This is a genomic window from Bradyrhizobium sp. 25ACV, from assembly GCF_054863005.1.
Window position 1 is genome coordinate 197,095 of the sequence record NZ_JAVAYO010000004.1, and the last position, 23,183, is coordinate 220,277.

Sequence of the window (23,183 nt, forward strand, 5' to 3'; positions counted from 1 at the left end):
CACAACCCGTTAGGAAGTTCTCGTTGCCCCGAACCCAGTCCCGGCGGCGGACCCGGCCGAAAGGGAGGCGTTACCTCGCCATTGGCCTCGCTGCGGCGGCATTGGTGGGTACCGCGCTTCTGCTTCTTCGCCCCGATGCGGCCCCCGTACGAGCTCCGACGGCCTCCGCGGCCGTCGCGGTCAAGCTCCTCCTCGACGGCCAGTATGGCGCGCGTTTCGCCGGCGAGCTCTCGGCGTCGAGGCAGGGATATTTCTCCTCCCGCATTGAGGTGGCGGCCCAGCCCGAAGACCCCGAGTTCGTCCAGACGATTGCACGCCAACATGCCATCGGCGTGACGAGCGGCCAGAAGTTCCTGCTGGCGAGTTGGCGCGGCACGCCCGTGACCGCCTTCGCTGCGAGCTTTCTCGATACCTCGGTCGCAATTTTCACACTCGAAAGCTCGGGATTGCGGCGTCCGGCCGACCTGGTCGGAAAGCGGGTCGGATACCGTAGGGTTAGTGAGGGCGACGTCGTTTTCGACGCCATGATGGCGCAGCTCGGGCTTCCCCGCAGCCAGATTACTAAGGTCCCAGACCGCGACAGCTTCGAAGCTCTGCGGGCCGGTGAGGTGGATGCCATCATCGCCGCGATCGACGAGCAACCGGATCCCTCCAGTTCGACGTTCACGAAGCTGAATGTCATCAAACCGCAAGACTACGGCATCCATGTTCCTGGCTTGGTCTACTTCGCGAGTAACGTTCTCGTCCATGAACAGCCATCCTTGATTGCCGATGTCCTTCAGGGCCTCATCAGAGGATGGCAATTTACCTATGCGGACTATGCACGGAGCGTGCCCGTTCTGGCTGGGACCGGGCCGACTAGGCTGAATCCTGAGCGGCTCACATTCGAGCTGCAGCAGCAGCGCCCCCTGGTGCTGCCGACGGGCGGCCGTATCGGCGACTACGACGAAAGCCGTTGGCGGACGCTTCGGGATATCCTCCTGTTCGCCAAGCTTGGCGAGGAAGAGGTGCCCTTAGCTCAAACGGTCAACTACCAGTTCCTGCGGGATGTGTACCGTCGTTCACCCGACCTCGCTGCTCCGGGCGCCTGGAGCGAGGATAAATAGGACCAAGAAGCCACAGTTGCGCGCCATATCGCTATAAAGGCCCTCCCCAAGCCGCGGCGTCGGTTGCCTTTTTGGTCCTAGCCTTGGTAATCTCAGCTTTACTATTTAGGCTGGTTCGCGGTGGTTCTCGGGTTGCAGCCTCCTGGTGGGGCGCGGGGAATGGACCAAATCCGCAGGGGCAAGGAGCTTTTTGGGATGTTTAAGACCTTGATGCGAGCAGGCCTTTTGGCCGCCACCGTTTCCTTCTGTGCAGCGAGCGGAGCAAGCGCGGCGATGCAAATGCCAGCGCCGGCGGCCCTGCTCACGGGTGCAAGCCAAGCGACGCCTGTCACGTTCTGGGCGCAGCCCTACCCATATAGGTATGTGCCGTCGCGCCACTGCCCCTTGGTGCGGGTCGAGACGCCCTATGGCTGGTATATGGACCGTGTTTGCGCGCCCGTCGGCCCTGTCCTGCGTCGGGCATACTGAGATTCGGCTGACCTGAGCGGCGAGCGCCGCTTCTTAGAAGATTTACAAGGCAGCCGCACAGCTCATGCGGCTGCCTTGCTCATTTTTGTTTCGCCGTGTGCTGCTCTTTTGTGCGCGCAGCACGGGTTCACCATGAATATCTTTGCCGAGCCGGGATAGGCTGTTGCATGGTGAAGATTGTGTTACCAGTTTGGCGGGGCTGCATCGGCAGCGTGATTGCGTAATGCGGCGGTAGCCGGATCTCACGGAAGTGACGATCCGGCCAATCGAACGCCGGTAGAGGATACGATGACAGGGGCTTCAACCTACGATCTCACGGGCAAACGTGTCTTTGTCGCGGGTCACCGCGGCATGGTCGGATCGGCTGTCGTCCGAAGGCTTGCGTCAGAGAATTGCACTGTGCTGGTTGCTGATCGGCGTGAGCTGGATCTGACAAAGGAAGAACCCACGCTCAGATGGCTCAATGCCAATCGCCCGGACGTCGTGATTCATGCCGCTGCAAAGGTCGGCGGTATCGCAGCCAACAACAATTTCCCGGTCGACTTTCTCTGCGACAACCTTGCGCTGGAATTGAGCGTGATCCGCGCAAGTCACGCGGTTGGTGTGCGGCGCCTGCTGTTCCTTGGCTCGTCGTGCATCTATCCAAAGCACGCCAAGCAGCCAATGGCCGAAAGCGAATTGTTGACCGGGCCGCTCGAGCCGACCAACGAGTGGTATGCGATCGCCAAGATTGCCGGCCTCAAGATGTGCCAGGCCTATCGTCGACAATATGGCGATGATTTCATCTCGGTCATGCCGACCAATCTCTACGGCCGCGGCGACAATTATCATCCCGATCATAGTCACGTCCCGGCCGCGTTGATCCGGCGCTTCCATGAAGCCAAGCTCGCCAATGCATCCAGCGTCTCGGTGTGGGGCACCGGCACACCGCTCCGCGAATTCCTCAACGTCGACGATTTTGCCGATGCCTGCGTCTTCCTTCTGAAGAACTATTCAAGCGATCTTCCGATCAATGTCGGCAGCGGCGACGAATTGTCGATCGCCGATTTCGCGAGGACAGTCGCGGAGGTCGTGGGCTATCAGGGCGAGCTCGCGTTCGATACGTCAAAGCCTGACGGCACGCCACGCAAGCTGCTCGATAGCTCGAGAATTCGAGGGCTTGGCTGGCGACCGAACGTCGCTCTGCGGGCCGGTCTCGCGGCCGCCTACGCAGACTTTTTAAAGGGCTCTGGACGTCATCTGGAAGTCAGCACGACGCGCTGAGAAAAACACGTAAGACTACAAGAAACTTTTTTATTCTGAACTTTTTTGATTTGGGCGGGGCTTATGCGTGTTCTCTTGGTCGGCATCAATTATGCCCCCGATCTGATCGGTGTGGCAAAATACAACGCTGAGCTCTGCGAAAGTTTGGCCGCCGAAGGTCATGAAGTCAGGGTCATTACGGCACCTCCGTATTATCCGGCCTGGAAGATTCCCCCGGCGTTCAAGTCGTCGTACTTCAGGTCGAGAGATATTCGCGGCGTTCGCGTGACACGTACGCCGATTTATGTGCCCGGACATCCCTCGGGCGCCAAGCGGCTGGTTCATCACGCTTCATTCGCGCTTTCGAGCGGGGCGCCGGTCCTCGTTGAGGCGCTATCCTGGCGCCCCGACGTTATGATCGCCGTCGCACCATCATTAATGTCGGCTGCCTTCGTCTCATTCGTCGCTCGTTGCGTCGGCGCCAAATCATGGCTTCATGTGCAGGACTTCGAGGTGGACGCGGCATTTGATCTTGGTCTGCTACGCAATCCTAGCTTGCGAAAATGGATGCTTCGAGCCGAAGCGGCGATCCTCAAATCGTTCGACCATGTTTCAACCATCTCTCAAGCGATGGTGGACCGGTTGAGAATCAAGGGGTTGAGTCCTGACAAGACAGCCGAGGTGAGAAACTGGATTGACACCAACGCGATCTGCCCGGGTTCGCGAATGACCAAATACCGTCAGCAGCTGAAGCTGGGCGCGGGCGATATCGTTGCGCTTTACTCCGGAACAATGTCGAACAAGCAAGGCCTTGAACTCGTGATCGAGGCTGCGATCGGTTTGGAGGAGAGCCATCCTCATATCCACTTCATCCTTGCAGGCGAGGGGCCACATAAAATGAGGCTGGAGCAGCTCGCTGCCGGACGTCGCAATGTCCATTTTCTCGGGCTTCAGCCCAACGAAAGTTTCAATCAATTGATGGCCACGGCCGATTTTCATCTGATCCCGCAGAAAGCCGAGGCCGCCGATCTGGTGTTGCCCTCCAAGCTTGGCGCGATCTTCGCGTCGGCTCGGCCGGTCATTGCGATGGCTGAAGAAGGCACGGGCCTCGCGGCGGAAGTCACGGATGCGGGCCTGGTGATTCCACCCGGAGATTCGTCCGCGCTTGAGCTTGCAATTTGCCAGCTCAGCGAGGCGCCGGCTCTCCGTGAGCATTACGGCGAAGAAGGAAGAAGGCGCGCGCTTGATCGTTGGGATCGACGCGCAATTGTTCACCGGTGGTCGGAGGCGATGGCAGGGCAGGGCAGTGCGACAGGGCAGAAGAATGTCGACTCGAAAAACGCTGCCGGCGACATTGGGCTTCCCGTGGAGGATGCCGTTCGGTCACCTTAAAGCATCGGATCTCAATTCGTTGTCGTCCAAAAAAATGAGCGCCGAGTTGGGCGCTCATTTGGCTTCTTGCCTTGCTGTCCGATCTGCCAGGACTACTCGTGGCGCGGGAAATACCTAAAGCCGTGCTGCTTAATCAGCTCATCGCGTTTTGCGGATTCGAGATCTTCCTTCATCATCTCGCGAACGAGGCTCTCGAATGAGGTCTGGGGCTGCCAGCCGAGTCTTTCTTTCGCCTTGGACGGATCGCCAAGCAACGTGGCGACCTCTGTTGGGCGGAAATAGCGCGGGTCGACCGACACCACGCATTTTCCGTTTGCAACATTGTAACCCTTCTCGTCGACGCCGGCCCCCTCCCATCGGATCTGCATGCCGACTTCGCTCGCCGCCACGTTAACGAAATCTCGAACCGAATGTTGAACACCGGTCGCGATGACGAAATCTTCCGGCTTTTCTTGTTGCAACATAAGCCACTGCATCTCGACATAGTCGCGCGCGTGTCCCCAATCGCGCAATGCATCGAGATTGCCGAGATACAACCGCTCCTGCAGGCCCAGATGGATCCGGGCCAATGCCCGCGTGATTTTTCGGGTGACGAAAGTCTCACCCCGGACGGGAGATTCGTGATTGAAGAGAATGCCGTTGCAGGCATACATCCCGTAAGCTTCACGGTAATTGACCGTGATCCAGTAAGCATAGAGCTTGGCGACGGCGTACGGCGAACGCGGGTAGAAGGGAGTGGTCTCCTTTTGTGGGATTTCCTGGACCAGACCGTACAGTTCCGATGTCGATGCCTGGTAAAATCGGGTCGTCTTTTCCAGTCCAACGATCCGCATGGCCTCGAGAATTCGAAGTGTGCCAAGGCCGTCGGAATTCGCTGTATACTCCGGCTCCTCGAATGAAACGGCCACGTGACTTTGCGCAGCGAGATTGTAGATCTCGTCGGGCTGCACTTGGCCAACGATCCGGATCAGGCTCGAGGAATCCGTCAGATCGCCATAATGAAGCCGGAAGGGTGGATCGGGCTCGTGCGGATCGAGATACAGATGATCGATGCGGTCCGTGTTGAAGAGGGAGGTCCGGCGCTTGATGCCGTGGACCTCGTATCCCTTCTGCAAAAGAAGTTCGGCCAAATAGGCGCCGTCCTGCCCGGTGACGCCGGTAATAAGTGCTCGTTTCTTTGTCATATCTGTCCCAAAAATGGAAATTGGTGCTTACACGAAATCGACCTGGTTAGGGAGAGCGAAATAGAGCGAAAATCAAGCTTAGATTAACAGCGTCTGGCTCCAGCTGGCGCGCCAAAAATCCTCCTATCGGATTACGTCGGAGGCGCAGTGTCCATCAGGGTGTACGTCCCTCGTTTGGCCGTAGCCGGAGAGAAGCATCCAAACCGGAGGAAATTCGATCGGGTCTCATGACCCTATGAGTCCTAGCCCGGTTGACCAGGAGGCCGGCTAAAAGGCCGCAACTTCTCGCGTCCATCGTTGAGGATCCGTTCCCGACTCCGCACGCACGATAGCAAATCGATCCAAAGCATCGACCAGCGGCGTAACTACCGGGGTTAGATTATCGAGTACGAGGACCGCTTTTCCCTCACGCACGAGCAGCACAAGATGGTGCTCTCCGGTTGCCCGAATGACGACCTCAGCGAGAAGGAGGGCCGAGCTGGGCCAGCCGGATCGCAGCAGCAGATGGCGCTTGGTGACAGCGTAATCCCCACAATTGCCCTCGTCAGGGAATATCTGCCATTCCGCGTCGCGTCGGCTTGCGGGCGGATCCTTCGGCGCTATGCCGAAGTTCACCGTTGAATTGATTTGGGCGAGTTCGCGCCAGCGCTGGATTGAAGAGCGGAAGTCTCGGATCCTGCGATCGTCATGGCGCCGGCAGTCCTCGGGATATTGAATGCAGAATTGAGAGAATGAAAGCGGTGGCGTCACCGCTTGGGATTCATAATTCGAATAGGCGGGCTGGCCGCAAACGCAATACATTATGGCCAGCATGCGGACCGCATGTCTGATCATCGAAAGTTCGCCTGACATTTCTGATTGTTAGGCGAAGTATATTGCGATGCGATGGAAGCGCCATGACAATTGTGAGGCAATCGATGCACAATCGTGGAGCAGCGTGCGCGCGCTTGATCTGAACGAGGTGAAGGCTGCCACGGTACACTAGTTTGCGGCCTTGGACACCTGCAAGATCTAAGGTGTCTGCTCCCACTCGATCCGCCGTCGTATGAGGCCGCTTGCGGAATGAAGTTAGGGTCCGTGCAAGACCTCGTCCGGATGTCCTCCGCCAGAACGTGACGTTGCTTGGTGACTCTTGCCCCAACACGTGCCGCAGCATGAGACCGGTCCGCGGACCTCAAGGTCGACCCGCTTCAAGAGTGAGCTCGTAGCCGACCGCTGGTGCAGCCCAATCGCTGATGTCCCTTGGTAGCAGGCGCATGTGGCCCCGGAGCGGGGCGAGGAAGAGTTCTGGCTGAGAGTGCGATGATCGCGCACCAAGCTTCGCATCTCGGTTTGGTCTGGTGGTGAGCAAGCTCCCAAGGGGAGCCAGCAATTCTGCGTCGGGGCCTTCAGCGACACGCGTGAGCAGGCAAACGAGCGATAGGATGGAGGCCGGCGGAAGCGGTGACGATGTCAGTTTTTGGCCCGAAGCTGCCCCGGTGGAGCGCGGAGCAAGGGTTCGCTTTCAAGGGGAGAACGGACAGTTGCCGGCCTAGCTTCGTTCGTCCACCTGTGACGCTGAGCAGACCCTAGCTCCTTATAATCTTGCTCGGGAAACGTCTCCTAGCGTCCCATCAGCGAATAATGCCGCGCGCTCTTCGACGTCCGCACAGCGAGGCGGGGCGGACCCGATATGCTGACGTTGAGTTCTTCGCATTCTGATCCAAAGTTGGTCGGGCTCCGGCCCATTGCGATACGGTATTTCTCGGCGCGCGACAATCTGTATCGCGCGCGACGAACAGCTGACCTATACTCACTTAGCCGCCTGCAGTTACGACCTTGAGGGCCTGCACATGAAGTGGCGAGGATTGATTGCGTTTTTCAGCGTCGCGGCAGTTGTCTTCCCTTGCGCGGCATACGCGCAAACGGGTGCACTTCCAACAATTGGCTATCTTGGCTTCGACTCAGCCGACAAAAGTAAGGAGTTGCTCGTCGCCTTTCGGGATGGTCTCCGCACCAAGGGCCTTGTAGAAGGCCAGAACGTCACAATCGAGTACCGCTTCGCTGATGGAAAGTATGATCGCTTTCCGGAATTGATCGCAGATCTGATTCAGGATCGCGTTCGAGTGATCGTCGCTGCGACTGGTACAAACGGAGTCTTGGCGACAACGAAAGCGACTAAGACGATTCCGATCGTATTTGCAATTGCCATGGACCCGGTACTTCTTGGCGTTGTTTCCAGTTTGAACAGGCCGGGAGGAAACGCGACTGGCGTGAGCATGTACACTCCGCAACTGACCGCCAAGCGACTTGAGTTGTTGGCAGAGTTGACACCGGCAGGCGGAACAATCGCAATGCTGGTAAATCCAACGAATCCAAACGCGAACGTAGTGGTATCGGACGCCGAAGCTGCGGCCAAGTCGCTTGGCCGAGAAATCCACGTCCTGAAGGCGAGCACCGACGAGCAAATTTCTGCTGCCTTCGGCGAAATCAGAAACCGGAAGCACGCCGCGCTTCTTGTCAGTCCAGATGCATTCTATATTGCACGCCGAGAGCAACTCGCAGCGTTGTGCGAGCAGTATCGGATCCCCGCGACTTATGAATGGTCGTTCTTCGTCAAATCCGGCGGACTTATGAGTTATTCGCCACGCATTACCGATGTTCAGCGTCAGCTTGCCGACTACACGGCAAAAATTCTGAGCGGCGCTCGACCCGCCGATCTTCCGATTGAACAGCCGACTAGATTCGAGTTGGCGATAAATATCAAAACAGCAAAGAACATCGGCCTTACTATCCCGCCCTATCTCCTCGCTCGTGCCGACGAACTGATCGAGTGACGAAGGCATGCTTCTGCTCCTAACCCTGAGGCGAAGATTGCGGTTCAGCTCGGCATGTCAGCCGTTAAGGCAACCCCGGACGTGCCGAGAACGCGACTAGATCGACAGGATTGACCCAGGGCGGGCATACTGTTTGTAGCTTCGATGTCGGCTTTGCGCTGTTTAGGGAATGTGGACCGCGCGGCTCGACTGAGGCAGGAGGCGCACCTAGCTTTAACTGGAACAATGTCCGGGCAATCTGATTGGAAATTGTAGCGGCTGATGAGAGAGATAAGGAAGTATTCCTGGGCAAGCGGCTTTATCGGTAAGGAGCAACAAATGGATGACGAACGGAAATCATCAAAGGCGGGGGAGCGGGCCGCTGAGGGCTTGCGCGAGGCAACTGCCAAGGAAGAAGCAAAAAACGAGAGCAAGACGGGGCACGATCTGGCCAAGGGTACTGATCGCTTCGAAGAACGCTCCAAAAGCTCCGATGGAAAAAGCGCAGAAGAAAAACAAAAGGGGTAAATGAAAGAGCAGACCCGACGCGGCGTTCTCGAGCGGATCTCCGCAATGACGCTGGAGGCCTTTACTCACGAGGGGCGACATCGCCCTTGAGAACGAGCGATCCGCGCGTGAAGCGCGCCTAAACACTTCACGAAGGCCCGATGCCGCGGAGACCTCTTCGTAGCCTTTGATGGGCCCGAGCTGACGTCGGGCGCCTCGACCTCGATGTTCGCTCTCGGCGAAGTGAACGTGGGCAGGATAGGTTGGGATTCTCTTCTGGCCCTTAGCCGAACCGGGCCGAGGGATTTGCATTGTCAGTTTTGGGAGGCAGGGCGGACGCAGGCTAGGGGCAGGCTAGGGCTTGCCTGACCGCCGCTTGTGACACTCAGCGGAAGTCGATACTGGGCACACGCGTATTGCGGCGTCGCTGCTGTTGATCTAGGTCAATTACCACCCATCCCTTGGCTTCAGACTATTAAGGTCGTCCTCTCCCTCTCAATCCTGCAGAAGGCCTCCTGAGGTTCGGCGGCCAAAGTGAGAGATTGCTCATGATAACAATCCCAGAACTGACGTCCCAGGCTCTTGGTGCGTTCCTGATCTCGGAGACACGCGGTCGCTTCGGCTCGTCCCACGCCAGCTTGCCGGAATTGCTGCCCTATGCAGCAAAGCTGGCCCTGGAATGTATTGGTAACAGCGATGCACTCTACCACAACGTCGAGCACACCTTGTTAGTCACGCTCGTGGGGCACGACATCCTGATCGGCCGCTCCCTTCTTAGGCCAACGACGGCTAGCGACTATGCTCACTTCATCCTGGCGTGCCTGCTTCACGACATTGGCTACGTTCGGGGAATAGTTCACGGAGACCAGGACGGTGCCTATGTGGTTGATGGTACCGGCCGAACGGTTGAGTTACCGATCGGCTCTTCCGATGCAGCGCTTGCGCCCTATCATGTCGACCGCTCAAAAATATTCGCCATGGAGCGTCTCGACGCAGTTGACGAAATTGAAGCTGCTCGCGTTGCCCAAGCCATCGAATACACTCGTTTTCCTTATGAAGACGCATCAGCGAACGAACTCAAGGATGATCTTGACGAAGAGGAAGGTTTGTTGCTTCGCGCCGCCGACCTGATCGGTCAGCTCGGCGATCCGAATTACATGAAGAAATCAAATGCGCTGTTCTACGAGTTCGAGGAGATAGGACTCAACAAGTCGCTCGGATACACCACACCCGCGGACGTGGTGTACAAATATCCTCAGTTCTACTGGACCAAGGTCGCACCGCACGTCCAAACTGCCATCCGCTATTTGAATGTAACCTCGAGCGGAAGACAATGGATCGGCAGTCTCTATGGCAACGTCCTTCGCGCTGAGCGAGAGGTGGGACTTTCTGGTCCAGAGCTATAGGCGTTTCAATAATGTGGTTTCGGGTACGCCCACAACGCAAGCTTCTTTGTTCGCGAAAGCTCTTGATCAGCTCGGAGTGCGCAATCCCGTGGTGCTTGGCCACTCCTGGGGAACGCTGGTGGCGATCGCGCTGGCGCTGCGAAGCGGTTATGCCGTGAGCGGGCTGGTGCTTGTGTCCGGCTACTATTTTCCAACCTCTCGGATGGACTTTTGGTTCATGTCAGGTCCGGCACTGCCGCTGCTGGGCGATCTGATGCGCTACACGATCTCGCCGATCATATCGTGGGCTATTGCGCCGAAGCTGATGCGCACGCTGTTCGCGCCGCGTGCCAGGAAATCAAGAATGAATTTCCGATCTCGTTGGCTCTCCGGCCCAAGCAGTTGAGAGCGGCAGCCGAGGAGAGCGCGTTCCTCATTCCAGCTGCTGCGCACTTGCAGCTTCAGTATCAGGATATCCGGTGTCCCGTCAGGATCGTGCATGGGAAGAGTGACCGGCTCATCGAGGCCGACCATCGCGCCGCCTGCACGAGGCGTTGCCCCGCTCGGTGCTACACTTGGTCAAGGATGCCGGCCACATGGTTACTTATGCAGATTCGCGGGTTACGGGATTTTGTCTGGCGCATTGAGCCGTACACCTTGTGGCCCGCCTTTGCGAGAGCCTCGGCCATGAGGCGACCGAAGCCGCTGGACCCGCCGGTGATCAGAACAACCTTACTCATGGGATATCCCTTTCGAGTTTTCTGCTGGGACTGGTGGGCAAGATCAGATGATTCCGCCGTTGGCGCGGAGCACCTGGCCGTTGATCCAGCCGCCGTCGGGTCCGGTGAGAAACGCAACCGCAGCCGCGACATCCGCGGGCTCACCAAGCCGCTCCAGCGGCGCAAGTTTTGCGAGATGATCGATCACGTCCGTCGACTTGCCATGTAGAAACAGTTTTGTCGCGGTCGGTCCCGGCGCCACCGCGTTGACGGTGATATTTCGGCCGCGCAACTCTTTTGCTAGAACTTGCGTCATCGCCTCGATCGCCGCTTTGGTGGCGGCATAGATCCCGTAGGTCGGATGCAACAGACCCGTTTGGCTCGAGGATAAGTTGACGATGCGACCGCCATTTCGCAGCCGGCGCGTCGCCTCGCGCAAGGTGTTAAAGGTGCCCTTCAGATTGACGGCTATCTGGCTATCGAAGACCGAGTCCTCGGCTTCGGAAATTGCTGCCAGCCGCATCACACCGGCGTTGTTGACCAGCACGTCCACGCCGCCGAAGGCCGACGCCACGGTATTGAACATGCTCGCCACGGCACTCGCGTTGCTAACGTCAGCTTGCACAGTGATGGCGCGACCGCCGGCCTGCGAGATCTTTTCGGCCAGCGTTTCCGCCTCGGCAGCGCCGCCGGCATAGTTGATGACGACTGTAAAGCCGTCAATCCCGAGCCGTTCAGCTATTGCAGCTCCGATACCGCGCGAGCCACCCGTGACAATTGCGACTTTTCCGTTTGCATTCGCCATTTGTTTTCTCCTTGCCTCCAATGAACTTTCTCTCGCTTCTGCGATCGGGAACAATCGACGATTGAGCAATGAACAATCATACCCCGTTGTTGCCGACCCGACCTGTCGCGGCATCAAAATGACACTGGGGAAACTGGTTGATTGGAACGCTCGCGTTGCCCAGCATCGCTCTATGGCATTTGGTGGCGGCAACTGCGAGTGCAGTTGGTCCAACTCCTCCTTGAAGCAAAGTCACACATCGGAGTCCTGCGACTAAGCACGGCCTCCAGGTTAGCGCTCGCGAGCACGGTTCGCCGATGGCTCTCTAATTACTGGTGGATGTGAAGTTGGCGCGCATGCGCGGCGCAGATCTGGTTACGATACCGCCGCGCAAGCACTAAGATAGCTACGAGAGCGACTATGTTGACGAGCTGTGTAACCATGAACACCACATCGCCGATGGTGATCGAATGTCCGAGAAAGATCGCTGACGACAGCACCCATATTAAGTAGGCGCGCTCGCTAATTCCGGCCGAGCATTGCTCACTCCAGAGGTGCCAAATCTGGGGCACATAGGCGCCAATGACAAACCCAGTGCCAATATAACCAATGAAGGGGTTCAAGTTTTCCATATTAGCACGCATTGCTTGACGACAGGGGTCGGCGAGCGGGTGTTCCAGGAGCGCTTGGCAGTATCCTGGCGGCAAGATCCTCGTCCGGAGTCAATCCTGTGAGCGCCGATGACAAGCCCACCAACATAGCGGATGACGGACGGCAAGCTTTCCATATTCACCCGTCGCTGGCACTACATCTGGAGACGTTCCTGTTTAAAAACTCGCGAAAAATGGGTGGATTTCGGCGCTTCTGCGAAGTTTACGGATCACGGAATCGCGACTGCAGTTGCATAAGCCACATTAGGGATCTGCGAAAACCGCATTTGTTGATGCCCTTCCCGAGCTGTATAAGTTGGTGGCTTCTTCCTCCTATTTGAAGAGGCTATCATGAACGCATTGCATACGTGGCTTTCGCAACAGCACCACGGGTTGCACACTTTCCGCGAATTTCAGCAAAGGCTCCATGAAGCCTGCAAGGACGAGCCTGACCAGCAGGGCCTGTGTCGTCTGCTGAGTGCCGTCGTTGACAACTATGTAGATACGTTCGACGAAGAGCCTTTACCGGTCGCCGTCGCTGACCATGCCTATCAGCGGCTGCTCGATCTCGTGGCTGACATAGATTTCGGTGCAAGCGCCGAGCAGCGCCTCGCCGCTATCAACCGTGTAGCAGCTAGCGATTTGCTGCACTAAAGCACGATGAGGCGAGCGCTCCAATAGGTCTAGAGTCCGGTTGTGGCCCTTCTGCGACGTTGCGCCTCGTTGCCGGAGGTTCGCTCACTTCGCCAAAGCAGTCCAGATTCGCTCAAACTGAGTTCTTCCTATTTTGACCACATCGGACCTCACTACGCAGTCCTGAAAACGAGCGATCCCTGAGGGAGTGGACCGAAATACCGAAATCAATTGATTTAGATCAAGGGTGCCAACGCGCGTCTCGGTGTCGAGTAATGGAAAGAGCCCGAGCGGCGGAAGTCGCCATGATGCGCGATAGACCGTGGATAGAGCACGTGCTGGTTTGGGCACTGACCGCCGCCGGGGTGCTCGTCCTCCTCTCCATTGCGCTTGGAGCAACCTGAAAGGGGCAACCCCTACCCCCGAGGAGTGCCACACTGAATGCCTTGGCGAACGCTGGGCAGCTTCGAGCAGCCCGGAGTCGTCCTCGCATAATCCGCACGGGAGAAAGTGGCAGTGTTTCTTTTTAACGCTAACCTGGGGGCGAGAGTCGGGGGGATTGATGGAACGGAAGCCTTTTGAGAGCATGGCGTTTGAAGAGCTATGGGAGCTCCATAGGGTCGTCAGTGACATTCTCGCCGCGAAACTCGTAGCGAACAAACAAGAGCTTGAACGACGATTGAGGCTGCTTAGTCGAGAACCCAGGGCTTCCTATTAGAGCATCGCAATCGGGACCGCCCTTGCATTCGTGGCTTTCACTAACTCCTCCACCGACCCAATTGGCGGCCTCTTTCATTGCCAAACGCCAACTTCCGCCGCTAACCCGTAGCTGCCCAAGTTCGCCATTGAACCAACGGCGATGTGGGATAGATTACCTCTCCATGAGAGAGATGCTGTCCCATCTAGAGCTGCTGCGCGTCCAAATGGCCGAGTGCGAGCGCCTTCAACAGGCAGCAAGCAGCCAGCTCAAGCGAGACGTCTATGCGCGGGTGCTCACGCGCTACAAGGCAATCGCAAGAGAGCTGGAACAAGCGATAGCATGCCTGCCGGACTTTAGACCCCTGCGTCGGCCATAAAGGCAGCACAAGAAAGAGTAAGAGCAGTTGCATTCTTCGACGGGCGGATGCTGTCCCTCTCGTTGATGACTGCCGCTTCTGGCTCATCGCCTCAGTTGGCGCGGTGCAGCGAGTCTGGGCGCAGGGGAGGACGGGAAGTCGATGGCCCAGTGGGAAGCCGCTGCGATTGACCGCAGACATCTAATTGAGCCGATGGCTTACGTTAGCGCTTTCCCATCCAGCCACCTCGCAACGAGACCGTTTTGGCTACGCAGGCCCAAGCAAAAGAAGCGCCCCCCGCCGAGGCAAGCCTACCGGCAGGAAGGGCTTGCTGCCGTCGCGCATAGCTTGCGACCACGGCGGGCGGCTACGGTCCGGCGTCGGGCTGTCGGGCTTCCCTCGGCACTATGTGCGGTGCTCCTGCGCATCATTGAGCGCTCACGTGCCTACAACTCGTGACCACCATGAGGGTCTGGCTGCACTGCCAACCACCGCCGAGAACGGATTTGACCGGGTGTGGCACAAGCGCAAGAGCGGCGATGAGCATGGCAGCAGCGAGAGAAGTGCCAAGGTTCATATAGCGGGGCATGGGTGCTCTCCGTCCCTTGAGATGGCGTGATCATGAACCTGTCCTTCTTCCGGTCGATGTCGTCGACCCAAAATCGCGTTTCCGGACGACTTCGTCGCAAATTTGGGACATCACGGCCTCGTGAAAAGCTCGATCCGGCGCCGAGAACTAAGTACTAGATCGTGCACGAATGATGAGCCATGCGCGAAACATGCGCGGAGGGGCCGTCGACGCTATCGCGCAATCGATTAAGGCGGGGGAGATACAGTTAGGGTCCCAGCAGCACGGTCGTGACGTCAGCTTGTAGCCCGTGGCTGCCCTCAGCCAGATCGCGGCTATGTCCGCTTCCGAGAGACGTCCCGACCGAGGGGATTGCCTCGCGACGGCTGCCTTCGGCACATTGCGGGCGTGGCTGCGGCTGTTACGTCAATGGACAAAATTGTGAGGTGGTTCGCGGTTCAACGTCTAGAAATTTACCCATTTCGTGGGCAGATCGTTTGACGTGCTAGAGCTAAGTTGGTGGCCATTGCAGCTCGGTCCACTGACGGAGTGGTCGGGATTATGCCGATAAACAAGATGCCGGATTTTCCCTCGTATTCTGGCTATTGGTTTCTTTTGCTGGTTGCGGCTTTCGTCGTTTGGCTCTTTAGCATAGCGCTATTCTGGTCCGGACCCTGGATCATTGGCGTTATCGCCATTCTCGCGACCATCGCTGTCTATTTCCGTCACGGGATGGCAATCGCAAAGCAGCGGGAACGATGACCGCGCTTTTTGTAACGGCCCCCGCTATCGCCGGTATTCTCTGCGAGAGCGTTTCGGCACAGCTTCTCCATTTCGACGTCACAACGAAAGCTGATTCGGCGCAGCTCTACCTTCCGCCTCTGGCCGACAGGCGGCCTCCCAACGCGTCCCGGGCGTGAAGACCCCGGGATATCAATGGAATGCTGATGGGACTTCGGCGTAGGCCAGTGAAAGCTCAATCGATGGACACCATCTACGTGATCCTGCTGATCACGACCCGTGTTCTGGGGTTCGTCGCAACCGTCTTATGGGGGCCAGATTTCGAGTGGCTTGGGCGCGATGTTGAGGCGGCTTACATCTTCAAGCTGGTCGGCATCGGGCTGGCCGTGTTCTTCATAATCGCGATCACCTTCGGCCTCATCTGAGATCGATCTTACAAACCCGGACGGCGCGGCACCTTAGAGGAGCGCCACAGGTTCAAGACGACACTCAGCGTAGCTAGACTCTCATCCGTGTTCGACATCGCGTTGCGGCTAGCTGCGAAAAAGAGCTCACCTCCGGACCGAGCGTAGCCAGGGTATGCGAAACGTCGGTTTATGGACCAAAGGCGAGCTTCGAACGGCGTCCTCAGTTGTTCCAAATGGCGCTAATGACCCAAACCGGAATCGTGGGCCACCGCAGTTCGCCCAGCTAGAAGTCGTTGCAAGCAAATGATTTAATTTGTTTAAAAACGTGATTTAATTTTAGCAACGAAACGTTGTATATCATTGCGATGCATTAATCGCCAAACCACGAGGGAGGGGCACATGGCTATCCTCTTTGGCGACACGAGTGGATCTCTCAACGGACGACAGCATGGCGGAGCCCAAACACTGGTTGGTTCCGATCCGGCGAACACGCTGTTCGGGGATGCTGGTTTGGACTTGCTCGGTCGCGCTGTCGGCGGCAACGATACGTTGCTGACCTCCGGTTCCGGAAGCCTGTTTGGAGATGCGGGGGAAAACATTTCTGGTCATGCCCGGGCAGGCGACGACGCGTTATCTGCCCAGGTGCCGGCATCTGCGCTCACCGCCGACGAGACATTCACTCTGAACATGTACGGTGATGCTGGAGGCAATATCTCGAACGGAGCCGTTGCCGGCAATGACATCCTCGATGTCGCGTTGCCCTTGGCCGTTACGCCCGGAGTGACAGTGAATGCCTATGGCGATGCCGGCGAAACAATGTCCGGTCAAGCCCACGGGGGCGATGACAACTTCGGCGTTTCCGGTGGCGGGCATCAAACAGTCACGGCGTATGGAGACGCGGGCGCAAACATGTTCAATGGCGCGGCCGGCGGCAACGACACATTCGTTGGTCACGTTGGACCGGATAGCAATTTGGTGTTCTATGGCGATGCTGGCGGAAGCCTGTTCGGGCATTCCCGCGGCGGCAACGACAGCTTCACTGCGAGCGGATTCGAGTACAACAACTATCTCTATGGTGACGCCGGAGGTGACATGGCCGACCATGCGGCCGGCGGCAACGATAGTTTCGCTGTGAGCGGCACGAATCCGTTCAATTTCGTTTTTGGCGACGCAGGTGGAAACATGTCCGCTTCCGCCGTTGGCGGGAACGACACGTTCAATGACTCGAGTGACGTAACACTCACCGACCAGAATGTCTTTTCCGGCGATGCTGGCGGGAACATGTCCGGTTCGGCCCGCGGAGGCGACGACACGTTCAACAAGACCGGCCTAGGGGGAAGTACGTTCTATGGCGACGCCGCCGGCGATATGTCTGATCGTGCCCACGGCGGCGACGACAGATTCCAGGCCTCAGGCACGCAAGACCAGAATATCTTCTACGGCGATGCCGGCGGCAATATGGGTGATCAGGCCGTTGGCGGCGAGGACACCTATATCGGCGGCAACGTTTTTTCCCAACTCGTCAATCAGGTGTATGGAGATGCGTCGACCATGTCGGGCCATGCGCACGGCGGCAACGACACGCTGGTCGGCGGCGATGATCTGAATGCGCATCCGGCCGGCAGCTACGAGACCACTCTCGTCGGCGATGCCCGGTCCATGTCCGATTACGCACGCGGCGGCGATGACAGGCTCGTAAGCGGCACCGGAAACGATGACATCTGGGGCGATGCCCAGATGATGCTTGGCTTCGCCAAAGGTGGGAACGACACGTTCGCGTTCAATTTCGACAACGGCCACGACAAGATCGAGGATTTCGGTCAGGGGCTCTCGAATTTGGGAACCGATCACATCGATGTCTCTGCGCTTCGTATCGAGAACTTCAGGGATCTGAGCATCTCATCGTTTGATCCTGCAACGCACGAGAGCACGATCACGTTGAGTCCGGGCAACGACGTGGTGGTGCATAGCGAGCAAGCACTGAGACCGCAGGACTTCATCTTCGCGCCACATCAGGATGGTTTGTTGACCTGAGCCGACGCTCAAGACTGCCCGCATGCTCGACACACATTTCCAGCTTCGTGCTTGCTTCAGCGGGACGAGGTCATCGAGTAATGGTCGGCTCCCCGTCAGCGTTCAGACCCATCCCGGTGATGCCTTGTTTTTGCGTGTGGCCAACGGCAAGCTTGAAAGTTGCTGCGGGTGCAAGAGTCCGGATGTGGCCCATCGCGACATACTGCGCTGCCACACGAACTTGGCTGCTATAGGAGCAAAGCGGACGTAGTCACCAGTCACATGACGCCGCGTTCATAGGTACACGGGACGTGCGCCCAAGGATGTCTCGTCCGATTGAAAAGCAGTGGGTCGAGTGGTCTCAACTCGTCTGATACCCTAGGTCCGCTGGGTTGCTAGACCGAAACGGCGTCCATCCGAAGTGCTCCAGCAGACCGTGCGAAAGGGTGGGACAGTTGGGCGGCCGGAGATGATTGGCAGCGTCGGCCTATCCGGATCGTTGCTTTGATCGCATCTAGTTCGTCAGAAGCTCCGGGTGTGTGTCCGCCGAAACGCTCTTCGTTGCCCCAATCCTTCCATCCATTCAGCGAAGTTCAGGCCGTCGCTCGCGACACTGATCCAAAAAAATGCGCCCGTTGGTCTGAAGGCGAAGATCGCGACGGCGTCGTCGTGTCAGCAGTCGAATGCCCATGCAACCGACACCAACCAAAACAGTAAGTCCTTATGTAAGTATTCCCTTCAGCCCCGCATAGATAGATCCGATGGCAGTAATCGCGACACCGGCGAGGGGGCCCGCCGTGTGCATCAGGTCCTGGATGAGGCGCGCGCGGCGGCGGAGCTGCTCCTCGCCGACGTGTTGACCGAGCAGCCGCGCAGCACGAAACGCAAACGCGTTGGGCTTGCCTCCTTGCGCCAGCACCCGCGGCAATACATGGAAGATCAGGACCGCGAGAATGTTGCCAGACACGAAGGCGAGCAGGATGCTCGCGCCGTACTCGATCACCTCTCGCCACTCGATCCAAGGCCCTGGAAGGATTGGGACCTTGTCGTGAATACCTGTCACGGTAAGCATCGCGTGCACGCTCAAAGCGGCCGTGCATAACGCCAACATAAAGGCGCCATTCGCTGACACCTTGTGCACGCGATAGGCGGCAAAGCCAAACAGCAGCGGAATCACAACGGAAGCGAGCCGCAGTGGCAGCGGCGAGATGTTGAAGACGATCGTGACGAGAATATGCGCGATCACCAGAAATAGCGATGGAATGAGCGCATAGGGTACTGCATAGCTCGAAAAATACCGTACCGGATGCCTATGACGCTCGAGATTGGCGTTGACCTGGTCGAGCTCACGCCTCAGGCCGTCGAGTTGGACGACGATATCATCGATCTCGCGCAGCATCGGACGCACCACCCGCAGATCGCGCGAGCAATGCTTGCAAACGATCGCTTCATCCTTAATCGTTTCGGCGCAGAACGGACATTCCATCGGTAAGCGTCGGTTTCGTGGGATGTCTAATCATCTCAAGCTCGGCTCGCGCGTGCCGCAATTGATCGCGCAGAAGATCGCGTTTTCGAACAAGATCATCTAGTTCGGCAATCAACGTGGCCGGGACGGCAATGTCGCGCGAACAGGTTGCACAAACAAGCGCGCCCTCAGCATTTTCAGATCGGCAGTATAGACAGCTCACTGGCATACTACGGCTCTACTTTTAGGGTGAAGATCGCGCTGGCCGGTCGACCATCCGTGTCCTTCACGTCTACTCTCAGGGTGTATTCGCCCGCCGGCAGCTCAGCATCCAGGATATTGATGCCGTCACGTCGGATGAATGGCTTGGCCCGCGGAGTGAGATCGACGTTCGGGGTCCGAAGATAAGTGATCTTGACCGAATCCGGATCGATCTTGGCTCCGCCAAAGGCTTCGAACTTCAGTTGAAGCCGCAACGGCGAATGAACGATCTCACCCGGCGAGACCACCTCCACCCGGGGGCCGCGCAGAATACCGCGACGATCTGCGGCAATGGCACCTTTTGGCGGCGGCAGCCTTGCTTCCTCTTCCGTGATGAGTTGCGTCGCTTGAGCCGCGCCCGGGATTAGAAGGCTGACTGCCAAAGCGCCTACCCATATCTTGTTCATGACCTGCCTTGTTGCCTGGCCGCTCAATCCTTCCCTCCAGTGCCCGAGTGCCGCACGCCACCGTCGCCAATGATTGTGTACGGAGCCCAAAACAGCGGATGCGCATAGGCGAATTCCGCGTTGCCTTCGCTGCCGAGATAACCAGGCCCATCCACCAGAGCCATCATGGCTTGGCGCAAAGCTTCACTGCGCCCCAGTGTTGGATCGTCAGCCTGACGCTTGAACAGGTCGGTCACTAGCTGCCGTGCGGATTGCGAGTGCACCGACCAGTTCGTCACCAGCAATGCACGGGTCCCAGCATAGAAGAAGGCGCGACCGAGCCCCGAGGCGGCTTCTGCACCGGCTCCTGCGCCGGCACCGGTATTGCAGGCCGACAGGATCACCCAATCGGCATCGAGCTTGAGACCCAAGATCTCTTCCATCGTCAGAAGCCCATCACCGACCTCGCCAGTGACTGCCGGCGAGGAGAGCGCAAGTGCGGGCTGAGTCAGACCGTTGAGCTCCCCCGGAACAAGTCCATGCGTGGCGAACGCCAGGATGTTGAATCCGGTGAGATTCAACTTCTTGACCACGCCTTCGGCCGCATCCTTGCCCAGAAACAGCGCGTTCGATGGATCAGCCTGCAGCGCCAGCGCGATCGACCTCAGCTCCTCAGCGGTATCTGGCAGGCGAGGGAGCAGAGCCAGCTCCGCGCTGTCGACGCCATCGAGGTTCGGGCTGTTGCGGCGCTTCAGCGGCACGCCGCGGGTGAGACTCGCGGCAGCATCAGCCACCTGAACTTTGTCTTGCTCGGCTTCTGCCTCCGCAAGCTGATCCTTGTTGAAATACGGGTCGCCGAACGCCACCAACTCGCTCCGGCCGGCCTTGCCCGGCGGCAGTTGGCGCAGCGTGCGCAAGGCCGCTGCAGACGGAACAGCTGAAACGGCGTGAGTGCGGGCAAGCCACGCCACGTGGCGGTATCCCGCAAACAAAGGATCGTCATCGGGTGCAATTTCGGCTAGCGCGGTCGGCAACAGTGACAACGGCAACAGGCCGAGCGCACCGTTGGTGATAACAATCAGATTCTTGGCTTGCTTCCAGCCACTCTCCACTGGCTTGAGCAGAAGCTCGTAGAGTTCATAAGCAAGCTTCAGGTCGAACGGCGGGATGTCGGAAATCATTGCCGCCTGCGGCTCAAGCGCCTCGCGCAGCTTGCGGATCTTCCTTTCAACATCGCCAATGCCGGCTTTCACCACGGCAAAGGCGAGAGGGCCGGATTTCGGAATGGCCCAGACAAAGCTGCCATTTTGGCCGAAGTAGAAGGACAATACGGCTTCGTCTTCAGCAAGTGTCGACCGAACTTCCGCCAGGCTCGGCGGCTTCGGTGAGACGAGATCAGCATAGGCTGGGAACTTCTGCTTGATCTCCAGCCGTGCCTTATCGCGCTCGACGCGCAACGTCGAGATCGCCGCCTGGATCTGCTGCATGCCCTTTTCATCGCGCTCTGAGGTCGGGATTGCGAGCACATTGTTCAGGAGCCCGAGCTGGGCATTGACCTGCTTCGTGAGGTCCTGCTCCTTGCGCACGAGCTCAGCGAGCACTGTATCTTTTGCGGCCGCACGGGCGCTGGACGCGGCCAGAGCCTGCTGGACCGAGCGAGCCCTGATCGCATCGGCAAGGCTGAAGGTTTCCTCGCCGACTTCGTCTGCCGTGCGCGGTGCACGAGCGAGCAGGGCAAAATAGCTCTCCACGGTCATTTGCAGCCTCTGGACGCGAGCGGCTATCACAGTCGTGTTTTCCTCATCGGCATTCTCGCGTGTGTTCGCCATCATGACGGGGATCGCGGCCTTGAATTCGCGGATCGCCTCCGCATCGCGATGGGCGCGCATCAGCCCGACCGCCAGCGTGCCACGCACCGAAGCGACGTCAAAATGGCTTTCGCCGACACGGCTGATCTGCTTCTTCAGCAACTGCTCAGCCAAGCTGATACCTGCGTCGACCTGGCCGGACGCATAAAGCGAAAGGATGCGCGAAGGATTGAGCTCGAACGCTTGGCGGCGCTGCGGCTCCCAATTGACGATGGCCTTGTCGATCCGTGTATAAATCTCGTTTGCTTCCAGGCCCTTGCGCTGGAGCGTCAGGATGCCCGCAAGTTGCGCCAGGAATTGCACGGTTGGCTGTGAGTCTTCCGCAAGTCCCAGGGCTTGATTGACTTCCAACGCGGCCTGCACCAATTGCGTAGCCTCTTGATAGCGGCCTTGCTCAACGAGCATGCCGGCGAGACCCACAATGAAGCGCGGCGTGGCCGGGTTGAACTTCCCGACGTCCTTCAAGCGAGAAAGGAGAGCACGGCGCGCGTCGACCTCCGCTTCCGCCAGTTTTCCCTGGCGCGCCTCCGTTCGAGCCAGGTTCAGCACGGTGGTGTCGATCGACCACAGCAGCGTTGACGCGGATGGCGGGTTGGGAGAGGCCAGAAGTTCCTTGATGCTGGCGCGCTTGCGCTGCTCTGTCGCGCGATAAGAAGCTTCCGCCTCGCTGAATTGCCCTCGTGCCTCGAAAATCATGGCGCGAGTAAATTCCACCTCAGCCTCCCAGGACTGACCAAATCTGGCATAGGCAGTTCGCCAGGCAGGATGACCGCTCGTCCTCGCCTCCTGGATCGCACTCAAACTTCGCCGCAGATAAGCTTCGGCCTGTGCGATGTCGCCCATTTGAATCAGAATGCCGGCAACCTGGCGATTTGCGTTGAATTGGTAGCCCTTGCCGCCAGCCGCATTCGCGATGTCACGGAGTTGACGCTGGTAGATCTCAAGCGCTTTTCTGGGTTCGCCGGATGCCAGATATTGCTGCCCCGCAAATTGCATCAGGCGCCCCATCATCCTCGGGTCGGCAGCTCCCCGACCCGCTTCAACGGCCTCGTTCGCATCCGCAATCGATTGGTCCAGCCGTCCTAGTTGCGCCCGTGCGTTGCCACGATCGAAATAGAATTGCGCCAGCTTTTGCGGGGATTCCTTGCCCGTTGGCGATGCCTCAGCCGCCGACCTCAACTTCTCGATGACTTTCAGATCGGGCTTTTCACTGTCGAGGATCGCCGTGATGTCCGAAATCGTGCGCGGCGGCGCAATGAAGCCGGCGGGAAGCGGGGCTCCCGGCGCGAGTTTGGGCGCCACCTCGGCTGGAATCTCGACCGCGACATTCGCACGCCCATTGGCGGATTTCAGAGCCGCCATTACACAGGCGCGGACCGGTGGGGTTGCCCGGGCACGACAGCCGCCGAAATCGCCGCCGGCTTGCATGCAGGCCTGAACAATCGGCCGACCGACCTTTATCCGACAGCTCCCGATCGCCGCTTCCATCGTGAGGGCGGTGGCAGACGATGCCGACCCTATCAAGACGCAGCTCAAAATCATCTTGCGAGAGGT

At 58.4% G+C, this 23,183-nt stretch carries 17 protein-coding genes and 1 pseudogene; 10 read left to right on the forward strand and 8 right to left on the reverse strand.

The annotated features are described in order from the left end of the window. Window positions 1-104: 104 nt before the first annotated feature. The 3 genes from RAD04_RS11125 to RAD04_RS11135 all read left to right on the forward strand — a co-directional run bounded on the left by RAD04_RS11125 (window position 105) and on the right by RAD04_RS11135 (window position 4,208). Window positions 105-1,106 (forward strand): ABC transporter substrate-binding protein, encoded by a 1,002-nt coding sequence (locus tag RAD04_RS11125; RefSeq protein WP_461623822.1) that lies wholly within the window; start codon window positions 105-107, stop codon window positions 1,104-1,106. A gap of 756 nt (window positions 1,107-1,862) precedes the next feature. After that, window positions 1,863-2,837: a GDP-L-fucose synthase family protein gene (locus RAD04_RS11130; protein ID WP_461623823.1), complete on the forward strand. Its 975-nt coding sequence runs from the start codon at window positions 1,863-1,865 to the stop codon at window positions 2,835-2,837. A gap of 63 nt (window positions 2,838-2,900) precedes the next feature. Continuing rightward, entirely contained in the window at window positions 2,901-4,208 is a 1,308-nt protein-coding gene (locus tag RAD04_RS11135) for a WcaI family glycosyltransferase (protein WP_461623824.1), read from the forward strand. Between the two features lie 92 nt (window positions 4,209-4,300). Here RAD04_RS11135 and gmd read toward each other — a convergent pair whose 3' ends face one another. Both gmd and RAD04_RS11145 read right to left on the reverse strand, forming a co-directional pair. Continuing rightward, window positions 4,301-5,392: a GDP-mannose 4,6-dehydratase gene (gmd, locus tag RAD04_RS11140; protein ID WP_028142344.1), complete on the reverse strand. Its 1,092-nt coding sequence runs from the start codon at window positions 5,390-5,392 to the stop codon at window positions 4,301-4,303. 267 nt (window positions 5,393-5,659) lie between these two features. Further along, the gene (locus RAD04_RS11145) at window positions 5,660-6,226 is read right to left on the reverse strand and encodes a transglutaminase-like cysteine peptidase (RefSeq protein WP_461623825.1); all 567 of its coding nucleotides are present in this window, start codon (window positions 6,224-6,226) and stop codon (window positions 5,660-5,662) included. 893 nt (window positions 6,227-7,119) lie between these two features. Here RAD04_RS11145 and RAD04_RS11150 point away from each other — a divergent pair. The 4 genes from RAD04_RS11150 (at window position 7,120) to RAD04_RS11165 (ending at window position 10,485) form a co-directional block, all read left to right on the forward strand. Then, window positions 7,120-8,208, forward strand: a complete 1,089-nt coding sequence (locus RAD04_RS11150) for an ABC transporter substrate-binding protein (RefSeq protein WP_461623826.1) — start codon at window positions 7,120-7,122, stop codon at window positions 8,206-8,208. A gap of 318 nt (window positions 8,209-8,526) precedes the next feature. Then, window positions 8,527-8,715: a hypothetical protein gene (locus RAD04_RS11155; protein ID WP_461623827.1), complete on the forward strand. Its 189-nt coding sequence runs from the start codon at window positions 8,527-8,529 to the stop codon at window positions 8,713-8,715. Between the two features lie 527 nt (window positions 8,716-9,242). Next, entirely contained in the window at window positions 9,243-10,100 is an 858-nt protein-coding gene (locus RAD04_RS11160) for an HD domain-containing protein (RefSeq protein WP_461623828.1), read from the forward strand. A 46-nt stretch (window positions 10,101-10,146) separates the two neighbouring features. After that, the gene (locus RAD04_RS11165; RefSeq protein ID WP_461623829.1) at window positions 10,147-10,485 is read left to right on the forward strand and encodes an alpha/beta hydrolase; all 339 of its coding nucleotides are present in this window, start codon (window positions 10,147-10,149) and stop codon (window positions 10,483-10,485) included. Between the two features lie 214 nt (window positions 10,486-10,699). Here RAD04_RS11165 and RAD04_RS11170 read toward each other — a convergent pair. From RAD04_RS11170 to RAD04_RS11180, 3 genes and pseudogenes are all read right to left on the reverse strand, one after another. Beyond that, window positions 10,700-10,819 (reverse strand): annotated as a pseudogene (locus RAD04_RS11170) (SDR family NAD(P)-dependent oxidoreductase); the annotation flags it as partial. A gap of 43 nt (window positions 10,820-10,862) precedes the next feature. Further along, window positions 10,863-11,603 carry an SDR family oxidoreductase gene (locus tag RAD04_RS11175; protein ID WP_461624075.1) on the reverse strand — a complete coding sequence of 247 codons (741 nt, stop codon included), beginning with the start codon at window positions 11,601-11,603 and terminating at the stop codon, window positions 10,863-10,865. Window positions 11,604-11,911: 308 nt separating this feature from the next. Further along, on the reverse strand, window positions 11,912-12,214 hold the full coding sequence (locus tag RAD04_RS11180) for a PQ-loop domain-containing transporter (protein WP_461623830.1): 303 nt from the start codon (window positions 12,212-12,214) through the stop codon (window positions 11,912-11,914). A gap of 369 nt (window positions 12,215-12,583) precedes the next feature. On the opposite strand from RAD04_RS11180, the gene RAD04_RS11185 reads away from it, so the two are divergent. The 3 genes from RAD04_RS11185 (at window position 12,584) to RAD04_RS11195 (ending at window position 17,670) form a co-directional block, all read left to right on the forward strand. Continuing rightward, on the forward strand, window positions 12,584-12,886 hold the full coding sequence (locus RAD04_RS11185; protein ID WP_461623831.1) for a hypothetical protein: 303 nt from the start codon (window positions 12,584-12,586) through the stop codon (window positions 12,884-12,886). A gap of 2,585 nt (window positions 12,887-15,471) precedes the next feature. Continuing rightward, the gene (locus RAD04_RS11190; RefSeq protein ID WP_461623832.1) at window positions 15,472-15,654 is read left to right on the forward strand and encodes a hypothetical protein; all 183 of its coding nucleotides are present in this window, start codon (window positions 15,472-15,474) and stop codon (window positions 15,652-15,654) included. A gap of 381 nt (window positions 15,655-16,035) precedes the next feature. After that, window positions 16,036-17,670: a hypothetical protein gene (locus RAD04_RS11195; protein ID WP_461623833.1), complete on the forward strand. Its 1,635-nt coding sequence runs from the start codon at window positions 16,036-16,038 to the stop codon at window positions 17,668-17,670. A gap of 700 nt (window positions 17,671-18,370) precedes the next feature. Here the strand turns inward: RAD04_RS11195 and RAD04_RS11200 are convergent. The 3 genes from RAD04_RS11200 to RAD04_RS11210 form a co-directional block, all read right to left on the reverse strand. Further along, window positions 18,371-19,135, reverse strand: coding sequence for a hypothetical protein (locus RAD04_RS11200; protein WP_461623834.1), 765 nt, complete (start codon window positions 19,133-19,135; stop codon window positions 18,371-18,373). Between the two features lie 209 nt (window positions 19,136-19,344). Further along, window positions 19,345-19,809, reverse strand: a complete 465-nt coding sequence (locus RAD04_RS11205) for a hypothetical protein (protein ID WP_461623835.1) — start codon at window positions 19,807-19,809, stop codon at window positions 19,345-19,347. Further along, window positions 19,806-23,171 carry a CHAT domain-containing protein gene (locus RAD04_RS11210; RefSeq protein WP_461624076.1) on the reverse strand — a complete coding sequence of 1,122 codons (3,366 nt, stop codon included), beginning with the start codon at window positions 23,169-23,171 and terminating at the stop codon, window positions 19,806-19,808. Before RAD04_RS11210 ends, RAD04_RS11205 begins: the two co-directional genes overlap by 4 nt. Between the last annotated feature and the right edge of the window lie 12 nt (window positions 23,172-23,183).

Coding starts and splice junctions, on each gene's coding strand:
- RAD04_RS11160 (WP_461623828.1), top strand. CDS start 9,243: ATGATAACAATCCCAGAACTGACGTCCCAGGCTCTTGGTGCGTTCCTG.
- RAD04_RS11175 (WP_461624075.1), bottom strand. CDS start 11,603: ATGGCGAATGCAAACGGAAAAGTCGCAATTGTCACGGGTGGCTCGCGC.
- gmd (WP_028142344.1), bottom strand. CDS start 5,392: ATGACAAAGAAACGAGCACTTATTACCGGCGTCACCGGGCAGGACGGC.
- RAD04_RS11130 (WP_461623823.1), top strand. CDS start 1,863: ATGACAGGGGCTTCAACCTACGATCTCACGGGCAAACGTGTCTTTGTC.
- RAD04_RS11185 (WP_461623831.1), top strand. CDS start 12,584: ATGAACGCATTGCATACGTGGCTTTCGCAACAGCACCACGGGTTGCAC.
- RAD04_RS11190 (WP_461623832.1), top strand. CDS start 15,472: ATGGACACCATCTACGTGATCCTGCTGATCACGACCCGTGTTCTGGGG.
- RAD04_RS11195 (WP_461623833.1), top strand. CDS start 16,036: ATGGCTATCCTCTTTGGCGACACGAGTGGATCTCTCAACGGACGACAG.
- RAD04_RS11210 (WP_461624076.1), bottom strand. CDS start 23,171: ATGATTTTGAGCTGCGTCTTGATAGGGTCGGCATCGTCTGCCACCGCC.
- RAD04_RS11135 (WP_461623824.1), top strand. CDS start 2,901: ATGCGTGTTCTCTTGGTCGGCATCAATTATGCCCCCGATCTGATCGGT.
- RAD04_RS11145 (WP_461623825.1), bottom strand. CDS start 6,226: ATGATCAGACATGCGGTCCGCATGCTGGCCATAATGTATTGCGTTTGC.
- RAD04_RS11180 (WP_461623830.1), bottom strand. CDS start 12,214: ATGGAAAACTTGAACCCCTTCATTGGTTATATTGGCACTGGGTTTGTC.
- RAD04_RS11155 (WP_461623827.1), top strand. CDS start 8,527: ATGGATGACGAACGGAAATCATCAAAGGCGGGGGAGCGGGCCGCTGAG.
- RAD04_RS11200 (WP_461623834.1), bottom strand. CDS start 19,135: ATGGAATGTCCGTTCTGCGCCGAAACGATTAAGGATGAAGCGATCGTT.